The following is a 12692-nucleotide window of genomic DNA, read 5'->3' as shown; positions in this document are numbered from 1 at the left end:
GAGCTCTAACAAACAAATTAATCAAGTACTCCTCGCGGGGACTGGTGCCACGACGCGGCGGAGCCGCTGGCCATTGCCCGTGCTTACGGCGTTAGCCCTCAGAAGGAAACCATGCACAATCTAAACATAGTAATCATTTCGATAGTCCTTACGCTTTTCCTTTCTTCTTGCAGCCAAGAGGAATTGAGTGAAAGGTTTATCCCAAAAGAAGAGTCCAGCTTTGCTGAAGATTACTTATCGAAATTACGAGGTAGAGACTTTACGTACGTCAAAAGCATCTTGAGTCCAGAACTAGAAGCTCAAGTTACCGATGAGCTACTAGAGGAAATAGCGGGATATTTCAGGCAAGGTGAACCATTGTCAGTAAAAATAATTGGTTCGCAGGTCAATGTGTTTAAGGGGCAATGGCAAGGTAACTTCACATTCGAATATAAGTTCGAGAGCGGTTGGAATCTCGCCAATACTGCACTGAAGAAAACTGATAGCGGTTATCAAGTTATAGGCCTAAACGTATACCAAACTGAAACATCTCAAAAAGAGCTCAACGCTTTTGGTTTGTCTTCAAAGTCAGGAATGCAGTATTTTGTGCTGTGTGCAGCTGTTTTAGTACCGCTCTTTATTTTATTCACTCTAATTGTATGTATGCGTACGCCTATTGAACGAAAAAAGTGGTTATGGGTTATCTTTATTCTACTAGGGTTTGGCGCAATAGAGGTTCATTGGACAAATGGCGCGTATGCTTTTCAATTAGTAAGTGTTCAGTTGTTCGGTGCATCTGCAATAGCTAGCGGCCTAGCAGCACCGTGGGTTTTGTCTGCTTCAGTCCCACTAGGAGCTATAGTGTTTTGGCTATGTCGAAAATCACTGTTCGAAAGGGCTAACAAGTCAAGTCAGCAGAACGCCAGCGATGCTTGAGGCGTTAAATGTCACAGGAATCCGAAAGTATGAAGGAATATGACGTTTGGGTTGATTCAGAGTCAGTGACACTATCTACAGTTGAAGGAATCAAGTGGTAACAGGATAAAGAACTGCTCGGTAGGGATGCAAAGTTATTACACAAGTTCACAGCGTGTACTCCCGAAGAGGCACATGCAATTTATCATTTGAGAATGGGTTTTGAGCCTTATAAGCCTATGGGCGAACCCGTTCTGTGTCCTAAGGGGGGCGAGTCATATTTTTATCCAAAAAGTTCCGGTGTTTGTCCAAATTGTGGCGTTAGGTCTCACTGTTACCAACAAGGATGTACATGTATAAATTTATAATAGTTTTAACAAGCTTTTTGCTAATCAGTTGCGCAAATACTCAAGACTCAAGTTTTAGGCCTCAAGCTATCGAGACAAAAGGAACTTATGTTCATAGTGTTACTTCCACGGAGTACCCTGAAATTCTGGCTGGCTTTAAACTTGTTTCTGTAACTCAATATAATAAAACTGGAACTGATATTGGTGTTGCTTACAATTACTTTTCAGATACAACACCTGTCGCACTAACTGTTTATAGCTACCCTGCACCAGACTTTATTTCAATTGGTTCACCAGATGACGTTGTCGAGGGTATGAGATTTCAACTGTTTATGAACAGGTTTAATGGCACAAAAAACTATATCCTAAAGAACAAAAGTAATGCTGAATTAACGTCTGAAGGTCCATTTGACTTGTCACAAGACAACTTACAGCCTCCAGGTATGGTTGCTGAGTTTAAATATTCTGAACGGTTTGCTGGCGAGTTTATGGATTTACGCTCTTCCTTGTATCTGTTTCAAGTTGGTGAGTCACTATATAAATATCGAATTACGTACCCTGAAACTGTAAATGTCGATTCACAAATAAGTGAGTTTATGAATCAACTTGAACTTAAATAAAGACCTAACAAATAAAAATAGGTGTCGCGCAGCCGGCACCTTATTCGGGTGTTGAACAAGCCCGATGCTCCCTTCTATAGTAAATAACGGTGTTGATGTTGGCGGGGCCAAGGCCTTGTTAGTTTTCGCAAGGCGGGTTTGGCTAAGACGGGGTGAATGGCGTTAAGCCCTTACCCGTCTGGCGTAGTGCTAAGTGGTTATTTTTTGTGTGTTTTCATCCTCATGTTAAGCCCTGTCATTATCCTTATACTGTTCGCCTTCCGGCTAGCTCGTTCGGCTAAGGCCTGTGCAGTGCATGGGTGTTGGCTACAAGGGCATAGCTGAGTAGCGATATTGTTATTGTTGTCGGCTTGGAGCGCGATAAGTTTTGCAGCAACATCAGCCCAATGTAAAAAGCCCAGCGTCATAAACCACACAAAGACGACTAGCCAAGCCTTTGTATTTTTTGATAAGTTTGTTGATAAACGAATATGGATGAGGATAGTGCCATGAAAATCTGGCTCATCTCTCTAATTATCAACACAATAAGCGACATCGGTAGTCTTTTTGTGAACGTCTAGTCCTATGAAAAACGTGCTAGATGTAGACATGTTTATCTCCTGTTCTGTTATGACTTTGCATCTAACAGTGTGGCTTTAGTGTGACTAACCCACGGTAAACGCAGGAGGTCGACACTTTCACCTGGGGATCATTATGTCTAACTGCATTATTACTGGATTAAGCATTGGAAAGTATCCTAATTGAAACTACACATGAGATTTCTGGAAAGACTGCTTTGATTGAACAGTCAGATAAAAGCACTTGGCTATATCTGTGTAGTAGTAAAGGAATAGAAAGAGATGCTTTTGTTTTCTCCTCAATTCAACCAAACGAAGTGCTTGATCGCACAGAAATCGAATCAGGTAAACCGCCAACCCTTATAAATAAGTTTGCGTCCCCTAATTCGGTCATACGTATTACTTCTAGCGATCAGTTTGAACTCAATTGGGCACCTAGTGGAGATTCAGTTGCTGTAATGTTCTTAGGAGAGGCAGTAGCGATGATTGTCGCAAATGAACCTAAGAGCTTTTCTAAAGCACTAGTTGGAACAAGTGGTTTTGGTCGTGAGTGGAATGAGGCAATATACAAAGAGTGCTTTGCCCACAGTTAACAAGTACGGGTTGCGGATTCGTGACCTCACCGTAACCTACCCAACCAATACCAGCCATAAGAGGCGACTTCTCTAAACCAAGTGTTTCTATATCCAGGATCCGTGACAATGAGCGGTGTACAGCCTGTTGGTAACACACTGGCTAGCTCAGATAAGAACTGATTATGACTACGTGGTGCATTGTAATCTTTGAACTCGAAGGTGCGTTCATACAAGGAAATGGAACGGCCTTTTATTGAGATAGATGCACGCAAGGTCATCATGCGTAATTGCTCACGCACATCCGCCCAATCTACCAGCACCACAGGCATGGGATTAGCGCCGCAAATCTGCCGAGCATGCCATTGGTATATCGCTAAACGCTCACGATTTAAATGATGATTACCGAGCAAACGGTCCATGCGTTTAATGCAGTGTTTAGGTGAGACCCTGCTGGTTATATTGCGCCCGAGTTCAGTGAGAGATAATTTGTCGCCATCCAAGAGTGATGTAGTGGCAACCATCAGAGAGTTAAGGCGTTTTTTGTGAATATTAGGGCACAGCTCAATAAGCATTTGGTGTAGAATTTGTATTTCGCGCATCCCGACTGTCTCCGTGCAGGTTTGATAGAATTTGTTTTTGGCGAAATTAATTAGATTAAACAACGGGGGGCGCGTCTACTTATATGAATCCCAAAGGGTTATGAGGGGATTCGCTAGAGCAAGGCGTTACATTTCGGTAGAGATATGAAGGATAAACTAGAATCATTGCCAAATAGCTTTATGGCGTTTAAAGAATACGCCATGGGGCTGTTGGGGAAGTACTCCTCTAAAGAAGAGGATGGTGCGTTGCTTATAGGTAATGATACTTCAGTTGCTCCGTTGTATTACAAGGCGATAATTTGGCTGCCAATAAGTAGGCATTCTATTGCAAGGTATGAGCAAATCAACGAAATTGAAATCCCTTCATCGATTAAGGAGCTCTTATCTATCGCTAATGGGTTCGAAGTTCTTGGCTTGAGAGTTTGTGGCTTGTCAAAATCTATGCTCGAAGCTCCGCCCACGATAGATAGAACCCCAAAGAATAGTTGTTTAGACCTATGTAATCATACTAAGCATGCTTCCATTGGTAAAAACGGCTATTTTTGTTTTGGCTCTGCGCATTGGAGTCAAAACGAAAACGTAAATTATTTCATAACACCTGAAGGTGAGTATGTCGCTATGCTTAAAAAGGGTAAAGAAGTCGGCCGCTGGCATAGCCTTGAATCATTTATTTCAGGTGCGGTATCTCAAGCTATTGAGTTTGATAAAAATCCCGAGGCCAATTTTGAAAAAACTTGGTGGAAAGTATGGTAAAAAATGTAACAAAAACCAGCACCGGAAAACCAAAAGCGTCGTTCGCTTCGCTCTCTATGCTTTCGTTTTCCGGTGTGGTTAGCGTTATGCATCAGGAGGTTTAATTGAGCACTCGAGAAATTGGTTTAGCAACAGTTAGCCAGAAAATTATTAATCTTGGTGGAGTTAATGTATCTGAGATAAAAGAAGGTAATAAACGCTTCATTAGCTTTACAGCTTTAAATGGTAAAAAATATCAAGTATCTACTAGGGCTAAAAATAAAGGAACATGGCAAACAACAATTAATTATGGTGAAGTTTGTCGTGAAAATGTAAATGAAACTAAATTTTGGGTATTTGTCGATATCTCGTTAAATGAACCAAAGTTTTATATAACTCCATTATGGTGGATTCAAAATGATATCCATAAAGTTCATTGTGAATTTTTAGAAAAACACAAAGGTCATCGTCCAAGTAATAATGATTCAACTCATCATTCAATATCCAAAAAACGTATTGAACAGTGGGAAGGGGCTTGGAATCTCTTAGGGTTAAATGCATAACAAACGACTATGGTGTCAATAAGTTAGATTAAACTATTTTCGCACCCCATAAGGCGTCATCTCGTAGCATTGCGTTTAGGATGGTTACCCTCTTTCTTACGCATGCAATGATGGCTACTTTTTTAGGTTTTCCTCCATCAGCCTATGGCATACGAAACAATGGTAAGGATTTTTATGGAGCTTAGGCAGCTGATGAACGGTTGGTGGGTGGAGTACAAATGCAGTTAAAATGGCATAACAAGACAAAGCATCAGACTCTGCAACTTGTCACACCTTTTGCACTCGCAAAAGCTACACCAAATGACTACGCTCGCTGTTTGCAGCGTTAAATTTCTAAGGCATATATGCGAGTATTTCGAACGATTTCTAAAAAGAAGCATGATGAGCTTGTGGGAATTTTTCCTGTTTTAGATACCGATGAATATGGAAAGTTAGAAGAATGGGATTTTGTTGCCGTTACAGTGTTTGATCATTGGTTACATCGAGATGACGCTATTCGTTATATTGATAACCGTACGTTAGATGAGCAAAAATACTTTGATTGTAAATGGGCAAAATTTAATGAATTACTCGCCTCAGAACTAAATCCATATTTAGTCAAATACAGATCTGCTGGCAGAGTCGTTTTTAAAGAACCTAAAAGTATCGAGCTGTTGACTAAGCGCCTTGACCTAACTAAGAATCAATCATTTATTACTCTCGCTTTTCCAGAGCAGAGAGCGGTTTATGAACAACATTATGACGATACTCATTTATTGTATTTTGAGTGCCATGATAACCTTAAACCATTACTGGAACTTATTGAAAAGTCAGGGCTTTATACCTTGTCCAGAATTTAACAAAGCAAATCAATTAGAGATATTACGGCTTGTCATTGTTTTTGCGAAACAAAAAGCCAGCAAAAACACGGCCAAACCTACGCGCTGTGGTAAGCCCTAGTGATCTAGCCACGTAACGTTTCTTACTAAACGGCTTTTCGCACGGCACCGGAGACAGTCCCTTATCATCAATAATTTTAGTCCACTTCAGTAGCGGCAATTCTGACTATTTGATACATCCTTTGATTCGAAACACCTTTGCATCAGTGACCACCCAATAGATTTATGTGTCTAAAATTTGTTAAGCCTTTAATCATCTACGCGAGTGTTTGCTGCGGCTCTCCTGCTTATTTAGCGGGTGATGAGCGTAGACTTACACATCACTAAACTGTCGATTTAGGTCAAGCTTTAAGATGTGTTTAGCCAGTTGCGAGTTGCTGGCATACAGCACACCACGATGATTCATAAAGCTATTACCCTGCTGATTTAGTGCTAGCGCTTGGCCAAAACTGTCACTCACCCATGCATGGCTCCCTAAGGCGATACAGGCGGTGGCGGCAAAGTCCCAAATACTGCCGCCCCCGTCGGCGCGTTTAGCCAGTTTTAGGTAAATGGCATCACTGCCTTCTAGTACCGAGCAAGCGTTTACTACTGCGCCAGCACTGCTGATGACTTGGAACTTGTCATACGCTAGCTGTGTGGCAAGTGCACTGAGTTGCGCTTTTAAGGAGTTAAAATAATCGAGGTTTACGCTGCTTCTATCACAGTAAAAAAGCAGCTGTGAAGGCTTGTAATCTGCTGGCGCTGTCATCAAGCCTTGCTGTGTAACATTTTGTTGCAGTTTACCGCTTTGGTGCTGTTTAAAGCTCTGATAATCTTGGAGTTCGGGGTTAAAATAAGCATGGTACAAAATACCGCTAAAGGGTAAATACACCACGCCTATCAGTGGCTGGCCCTGTTGGTTAACCAGGCCGATAGATACTGCATAGCCTTCGCTTCCTTCGATGAAGGGTAAAGTGCCATCTAATGGGTCAATCGCCCAAAAAGCTTGGCGAGTCAGCCTGGGGTGATTGTCTAGCCTAGTTTGTTGGGTGTTCTCTTCAGCCAATATTGCCAGTTGGTATTGCTCAACGGTGCTGTTTAACTGGGACAGAATAAGTTTTTCACAGTGAATATCTACTTCGGTAACCACTTGGGCGCTGAGGCTTAGGCTTGATGATTTATGGCTTACCTTGAGTTGCTCGCGCGGGTAGTGAGCAATGTAGTGACCAGCTTGTTGTGCTGCATTTATCGCAAGCGCGCTTAAGTGCTTAATGCTTGCTGTTGAGAACGGGCAGATAACGGGTAGGTTATTCATTGGCGTTGCTCTGCCAAGTAGTGTAACGCTAGCTGAGTTTGTTGCTCGCTGTAGTCATTTAGCTTCCAATGTCCTGGGCTCCAGCCTTTTAAAAAACGCTGAAAATCGGCCCAGGCTAAGGGGTAGCGAGCACGCCATTGTTGCTCGAGTACCGCAAAATCGAAGCCTGTTAGTGAGGCGCTGGTTTGGTAGTGCTTAATGGCCTGCTGTAGCTCTGCGAAATAGATATCCAGTATTTCATCCTGCTGGTCAAAGCACTGTTGCTGGCTTAGGCAACTGCCCATAAACAACGCCAGATCTTGCATGCCACAACCCTTACCCACATATTGAAAGTCAACAGCAGCAACGCGGGTGGCTGGCGCATTAAAGCAGAAATTTGCCAGTTTAGCATCACCATGAATAAGGCAATGGTAGTGGCTATTATGCAGGGCTTGGTCAATCGCTTTCGCGGCGTGTTTCAGTGGTTCATTTGCCATGGCGGTATGTTCATCAGGGCGAGTGGCGAGGTGCCAGTAACCACCTTGTGGCCAAAGATGTTGGCCATTACTTTGCAAAAAACGACCATGAAAATTAGCCAGCCAACCAATACATACCAAGGCCTGTTGATAACTGACGTGTTGTTTAACTTGAGTAAAGCCTTGGTTATGCAAATCTTCTAGCACTAACCATTGTGCTTCTGGGCTACTGTTTAGGTCTATCAGTGATGGAACAGGGCAGCGTTTATCGCAGTGTTTTGCATAGTGTTGATACCAAGCCGATTCAACCTGATAAGAATGCACTTTACGCTGATGAGATAAGGGCGTATTCCAGCCGCGTGGATGGTCAGCCTCGCGAGGGTAGCTAATACTTTTTACAATTAAGCTTGGGTGTATGGCCTGGTTAAAATGAATGCGTAACAACTCACCATAACCGCCCCATAGCGTTTGGATTAAATGGCAGTGTTCAAGCTGTGTTGCTTGGTTGAGTTGGCAAAGTTTGTGTTGTTGTTCTGTTGTTAAAGGCATGAAGTGTATTCGCAATAAATCCTGTAGTAATGTTACGCCAAGTTGATGTGATAAAACGTCATTCTTCTTATTATTTTTACCATTTCATTGCGGCGGTGTGTTCGTATAATATACAAGCTTGTATTTGTCGAACAATAATATTGACCAACTTATCAAATTTTGTTTTTATAATTCAATATCAATGAGTTTATGTGACCATTTCGGCATAGAATTTTCGGCAAATCTTTTATCATATGGCCGTACAAATTTTGCCTAGGAGGGCGATTGTAGCCATGCCCCAAGCAGATAGCTTTTCTAAACGATTAATGCTCGATTGGCAAAGAGCGCTTCACGGTGAAGCGAGTTTTAGCTTTTACCAATGTTCTGATGCTGAAAATTTAGCCCGGTGCGCTTCAGATTTTGCCAATCAGCACGCCGTTCCTCTCTATATGATCTCGCTTAACAACCTGAGTGCTTATTCACCTTATGGTGCGTTGTTTTCTCTATTAGCGAGTCGTTTTGCCGAGTCTGACTACTCCGCTGAAGACTTATCTCAACACGTCACAGATTATGTTCCTTTGCAGAAACACATATGCTCAATGCTGAAGGGCGACAGCTATCAGCGTAGCGAGATGTTGCTAGTTGATGACTTATATTTTGAGCAGCAATCTATAGAGAAGGCGGTCCTTGGCTTAGTACGCCTATTACTTAAAGATCCTTGTGTCGTGGTTCTTACTGGTTGGCACTTTGCGTCAGCATCGGCCATTAAGCTGTTTAAATCTTTAGTCACCAGTAAACTTAATATCCCGCTAATGGCAATGATATCGGTTGATACCCAATATGCTTTAGCGAACCGACAAGATGACGAGGCATGGGAAGCTTTTCTAGACTGGTTAGACGACACCACCTTGTTACATGCTGTGCCGCCGAGCCAAGCCCCGTTGATGGTTGATTGGCAATACCGAGATTGTGTAAAAAGCGCCGAGATTTTAGTGGCCGAAAACAAGGCGTTTATGGCTTGGCCTGAAGCCGAAGCCGCTGCACGTTTAACCTTAGAAAGTAGTGACTTAGATATTTCGGTAAAGGCAAGCTTGCAGCTATCGCTGTCTGAGGCTTTGTTATATCAGGGCGAACTCAACGCCGCGGTCTCTGAGCTGGAGTTATTGCAAGTGTTTCAAGAGTCCTTGAACACGACTTATAACAAAGTACATTTATTAAACTTACTCAGCGTTACTTTGGTGCAGCAACAAAGCTTTGAAGAAGCCATGCAATGCTCTGAAGCGGCCTTAGAGTTAGCCGGGCAGGCGTCTAATGGGCACCTATTGGCCCAATCTTTGTTTGTTAATTTTTACGCCCACGACAAATCATCAACGCCACTACAATTAGACGAGTTTGAGTATCTAGATAAAGAGTTACAACTCTATGAAATGAATTGCTCACGACTGTACGCCTTACGCAATTATTACACCTATTTACGTTTTTACGACCAGTTAGATTCTAGTGTGGCTTTGTCGTTCACCCAAGAAGCCGTGGCTTTGGCGCGTCGAATTGGCCATCGCCAAGGCATTGCAGCGAGCTATCACAGTAAAGGTATTATTTACTCCTACATTAGCCGTTACCACGGCACCTTTCGTTGCTTTGGTGTTAGCTCACGCATTCGTGAAGAATTAGGCGAAGCCAGTGAGCGGGTGAGAATGTACAACGGCACTGGCTATTTCAATACCTTGTTAGAAAAATACCCTGAAGCACAGCTGCAGTATTTAGCCGCCTATAATATTGCCCGCCATACCGGTGATTACTCTGAAATTGTGGTTACGCTATACAATTTTGCTTGGTTGTATTTTTGTACCCGTGATTATCAGCAAGCCTGTGATGTGCTTGAACAATTAGTGAGAATATGTCGAATTAGGCAAATGACTCACTTTCCATTTCGTAACTTGTACGATGTATTTAGTTTAAAGGGCTTTTGCCATTCTAAACTCGGTGAGCCAGCCCGTGCGCAGCAGTGTTTAGAGCGAATGCATGGCCTACCGTTTAAGCCCTCGGGCACTGGTGAGTTTTTAAAAGCCTTGTTACAAGGGACGTTGGATGCAGCAAATGGGCGCTTACAAGACGCGCAGCAAATTTTTGAACAAGCGCCAGCGTTATTGGGTGAAGTGGTAGATATGGACAGCCGCTTGTTGCCGCAATGCAATACCGAGCTATTAGAAGTTTATAGCCGTCAAGGTAAGTGGCAAGACTGTGAGCACCTATTAAATAACAGCTTAGCCATGTGTGAAGTATTGATTTTGCCGCGATTTACTGAAATTTTCAGTGGTATAAAGCAGACCATCGACCAGCGTAAAGCCTTTTACGCCAAAGATATCGGTAAGTATCAGTTAGCGCCTGTGCAACTAAATTTGCAGGATTTAGTGCGTAATGCCAAGCAAGATACTCAACTGCGGCAGGTGCAACAACGTTTGCGCGAGATGCAGCTAATTAGCCGTATGCAGTCTTTACCTGAGCGCTTTGAAAGCACCATGGACTTGGCTATAGAAAGCCTTAAATTGGTATGCGGTAACTTCACTGTGCAAGTTGGCATGATTCACCACCTCACCGCAGAAGGGTGGGAAGAGTGGGCCAATGTCGGCAAGGTTTTGGCTAATGAGCAAACCCAACAATATTTAACACACATTAAAGACAACCATACTATTTGGGTAAAAAACAATTTTTGCTCTAAAGGTGAAGATGGTAAGCGTGCTACCTATAACTCGGTGGCTTGTTTACCGATATTTGTTGATGAGCATTTATACGGTGCGTTAACGCTGTGTAATTTTAATAGTAATCGCTATTTTGACCGCCAAGATCAAGACACGCTTAGTTTAATTGGCCGCCAGTTAGGTAGCCAATTACAACAGCTTAAACACCGTGAAAACCTACTAAAAATGTCGACGACAGACTCGTTAACCGGCCTGTTTAATCGCCAAGCTTTGTTAGCGCGCTTAGACCAAGAATTAGGGCAGTTTGAACAAAAAAATGGCACTTATCATTGTTCACTGGCTTATATCGATTTGGATAACTTTAAAATTGTAAACGACCTACTCGGTCATGATGTCGGCGATAAGGTGTTGGTAGAGTTTGCTAATTTGTTGGTTCACACTATGCGCGCCGGTGATATTGTTGCGCGCTGGGGCGGCGATGAGTTTGTGGTGGTATTTCCAAGCGCTAATCATGCCCAGGCCAAGAACACTGCAGAGCGCTTATTAGTTAATTTACAAAACAAAAACTACTTTAAGGCTGAGTTAGCTACTTGGGCTGACAAGCCTGAATTGGTTGATAGCCTACCCAATTTAAGTTGTTCTATCGGTATTACTGATTGCGGTGGCGTGGCTTATGCGGACTTAAATGAAGACTGGTTACTGAAACAGGCCGACCGTGCCTTATACCGAGCAAAAGCGGAAGGGAAAGGCCGCGTTAGCGTGATGAGCTTAAGCCAAGAGTATGAACTAGATTAAACCATTAGTTAGATTGGAGTCTAAGCGTTAGCCTGTGGCTAGCGCTTTTTTATTGCAATGACTAGGCCTTTCACCCTAGAGTGGCATTTAGTGTTAAGCAATATCAAAGGATACTGTGAGTGAAGTTATTGGTTTTATTGTTAGTGGTTGTCAGCGCGGGCTTTATTGCCGCCTGCAGTTCGCCAGATAAAGTGTATCAAAATAACCATATTGCACCGATTGAAAAAAATCCTTTTAAGTTTTTCTATGTTCGCTTTTTTGGTGAGCAAGAATGGGCAGATCAAGCCGCTCAAGCTTATCAAGTGCCTCGCCAAGCCGTCGACACCCAATTAATTAACAATAATGATGACGTAGGCAAAGTGACGTGGTTAGGTCATTCTAGCTTCTTGGTACAGCTCAAAGGTGTCAACTTTTTAACTGACCCGGTGTTCAGTGAGCGGGTTTCTCCTTTTAGTTTTGCCGGGCCGAAGCGTTTAGTCCCTTTTACTTTTAAACCCGAAGATCTACCTACCATCGATTTTGTTGTTATTTCACATAACCACTACGACCACTTAGATAAAGCGGCCATTAAGCACCTAGGTAATTCCACCCATTATTTTGTACCTCAAGGCCTAGGGGCATGGTTTGAAAGCATGGGGGTAGCTAGCAGTAATATCAGTGAGCTTGCTTGGTGGGATTCAGAGCAATTTGCGAATGTTCAAATAACGGCAACGCCCAGCCAGCATTGGTCTGCGCGGGGGTTATTTGACCGCAATAAAACCCATTGGGCTAGTTGGTTGATAGAGCTAGAAGGCAAGCGCTTATGGTTTGCCGGAGATACCGGTTATAACCCTTACGATTTTAAAGAGATTGGCCAATGGGCCGATGGCATTGATCTCTCTTTTATTCCGATTGGAGCCTATGCCCCTCGCGATTTCATGAAAGACCAGCATGTGAATGTTTCTGAAGCGATGAAAATACATCAAGATGTGCGCTCAAAACTGTCGATAGGCATGCACTGGGGAACGTACCCCTTAACTGCCGAACCTGTGATGGAGCCTGCCGAGCGTTTAGAAGCCTTAAATAAGCAGCAAACCTCAAGCGATGACTTTGTTAGCATGGCGATTGGCGAAACCATGTTGCTTGATTAAGTTTGCGCTTAGGTTTATGCCCG

10 protein-coding genes and 2 pseudogenes are annotated in these 12692 nt (G+C 43.0%); 8 read left to right on the top strand and 4 right to left on the bottom strand.

Going from position 1 to position 12692, the window contains the following annotated elements; all coding sequences use genetic code 11:
* Positions 1 to 111 precede the first annotated feature (111 nt).
* From M0C34_RS13895 to M0C34_RS13885, 3 genes are all read left to right on the top strand, one after another.
* Positions 112 to 915, top strand: a complete 804-nt coding sequence (locus M0C34_RS13895; RefSeq protein WP_248712283.1) for a hypothetical protein — start codon at positions 112 to 114, stop codon at positions 913 to 915.
* A gap of 331 nt (positions 916 to 1246) precedes the next feature.
* On the top strand, positions 1247 to 1861 hold the full coding sequence (locus M0C34_RS13890; RefSeq protein ID WP_248712282.1) for a hypothetical protein: 615 nt from the start codon (positions 1247 to 1249) through the stop codon (positions 1859 to 1861).
* A 724-nt stretch (positions 1862 to 2585) separates the two neighbouring features.
* Entirely contained in the window at positions 2586 to 3011 is a 426-nt protein-coding gene (locus M0C34_RS13885) for a hypothetical protein (RefSeq protein WP_248712281.1), read from the top strand.
* Positions 3012 to 3040: 29 nt separating this feature from the next.
* On the opposite strand, the pseudogene M0C34_RS13880 reads toward M0C34_RS13885, so the two are convergent.
* Positions 3041 to 3592: pseudogene (locus tag M0C34_RS13880) on the bottom strand (IS4 family transposase); the annotation flags it as partial.
* A 144-nt stretch (positions 3593 to 3736) separates the two neighbouring features.
* Here M0C34_RS13880 and M0C34_RS13875 point away from each other — a divergent pair.
* Positions 3737 to 4345 (top strand): hypothetical protein, encoded by a 609-nt coding sequence (locus tag M0C34_RS13875; RefSeq protein WP_248712280.1) that lies wholly within the window; start codon positions 3737 to 3739, stop codon positions 4343 to 4345.
* A gap of 104 nt (positions 4346 to 4449) precedes the next feature.
* The gene (locus M0C34_RS13870; RefSeq protein WP_248712279.1) at positions 4450 to 4887 is read left to right on the top strand and encodes a hypothetical protein; all 438 of its coding nucleotides are present in this window, start codon (positions 4450 to 4452) and stop codon (positions 4885 to 4887) included.
* 28 nt (positions 4888 to 4915) lie between these two features.
* Here the strand turns inward: M0C34_RS13870 and M0C34_RS13865 are convergent.
* Positions 4916 to 5020 (bottom strand): annotated as a pseudogene (locus M0C34_RS13865) (IS110 family transposase); the annotation flags it as partial.
* Positions 5021 to 5231: 211 nt separating this feature from the next.
* Between M0C34_RS13865 and M0C34_RS13860 the strand changes: the two are divergent.
* Positions 5232 to 5726, top strand: a complete 495-nt coding sequence (locus M0C34_RS13860) for a hypothetical protein (protein ID WP_248712278.1) — start codon at positions 5232 to 5234, stop codon at positions 5724 to 5726.
* A 352-nt stretch (positions 5727 to 6078) separates the two neighbouring features.
* Here the strand turns inward: M0C34_RS13860 and M0C34_RS13855 are convergent, their stop codons facing one another.
* Together M0C34_RS13855 and M0C34_RS13850 are read right to left on the bottom strand one after the other, a co-directional pair.
* Complete coding sequence (locus M0C34_RS13855) at positions 6079 to 7062, bottom strand: 3'(2'),5'-bisphosphate nucleotidase CysQ family protein (protein WP_248712277.1); 984 nt, start codon at positions 7060 to 7062, stop codon at positions 6079 to 6081.
* Positions 7059 to 8066: an ecdysteroid 22-kinase family protein gene (locus M0C34_RS13850; protein WP_248712276.1), complete on the bottom strand. Its 1008-nt coding sequence runs from the start codon at positions 8064 to 8066 to the stop codon at positions 7059 to 7061. The genes M0C34_RS13855 and M0C34_RS13850 overlap by 4 nt, the downstream gene beginning before the upstream one ends.
* 272 nt (positions 8067 to 8338) lie before the next feature.
* Here M0C34_RS13850 and M0C34_RS13845 point away from each other — a divergent pair, with 272 nt between their 5' ends.
* A complete protein-coding gene (locus tag M0C34_RS13845) occupies positions 8339 to 11539 on the top strand; it encodes a diguanylate cyclase (protein WP_248712275.1) in 3201 nt (1066 codons plus the stop codon).
* Positions 11540 to 11658: 119 nt separating this feature from the next.
* Positions 11659 to 12669, top strand: a complete 1011-nt coding sequence (locus M0C34_RS13840; RefSeq protein ID WP_248712274.1) for an MBL fold metallo-hydrolase — start codon at positions 11659 to 11661, stop codon at positions 12667 to 12669.
* The last annotated feature ends 23 nt before the right edge of the window (positions 12670 to 12692 follow it).

It is taken from the genome of Agarivorans sp. TSD2052 (assembly GCF_023238625.1).
In the GTDB taxonomy this organism is placed as follows: domain Bacteria; phylum Pseudomonadota; class Gammaproteobacteria; order Enterobacterales; family Celerinatantimonadaceae; genus Agarivorans.
Note: the sequence above shows the minus strand (reverse complement) of the source record. Positions and strands in the feature narration are given on the sequence as shown.

Bases quoted from the DNA above. Each gene is read 5' to 3' on its own strand.
- M0C34_RS13845 (WP_248712275.1), top strand. From the start codon at position 8,339: ATGCCCCAAGCAGATAGCTTTTCTAAACGATTAATGCTCGATTGGCAA.
- M0C34_RS13895 (WP_248712283.1), top strand. From the start codon at position 112: ATGCACAATCTAAACATAGTAATCATTTCGATAGTCCTTACGCTTTTC.
- M0C34_RS13850 (WP_248712276.1), bottom strand. From the start codon at position 8,066: ATGCCTTTAACAACAGAACAACAACACAAACTTTGCCAACTCAACCAA.
- M0C34_RS13855 (WP_248712277.1), bottom strand. From the start codon at position 7,062: ATGAATAACCTACCCGTTATCTGCCCGTTCTCAACAGCAAGCATTAAG.
- M0C34_RS13860 (WP_248712278.1), top strand. From the start codon at position 5,232: ATGCGAGTATTTCGAACGATTTCTAAAAAGAAGCATGATGAGCTTGTG.
- M0C34_RS13875 (WP_248712280.1), top strand. From the start codon at position 3,737: ATGAAGGATAAACTAGAATCATTGCCAAATAGCTTTATGGCGTTTAAA.
- M0C34_RS13890 (WP_248712282.1), top strand. From the start codon at position 1,247: ATGTATAAATTTATAATAGTTTTAACAAGCTTTTTGCTAATCAGTTGC.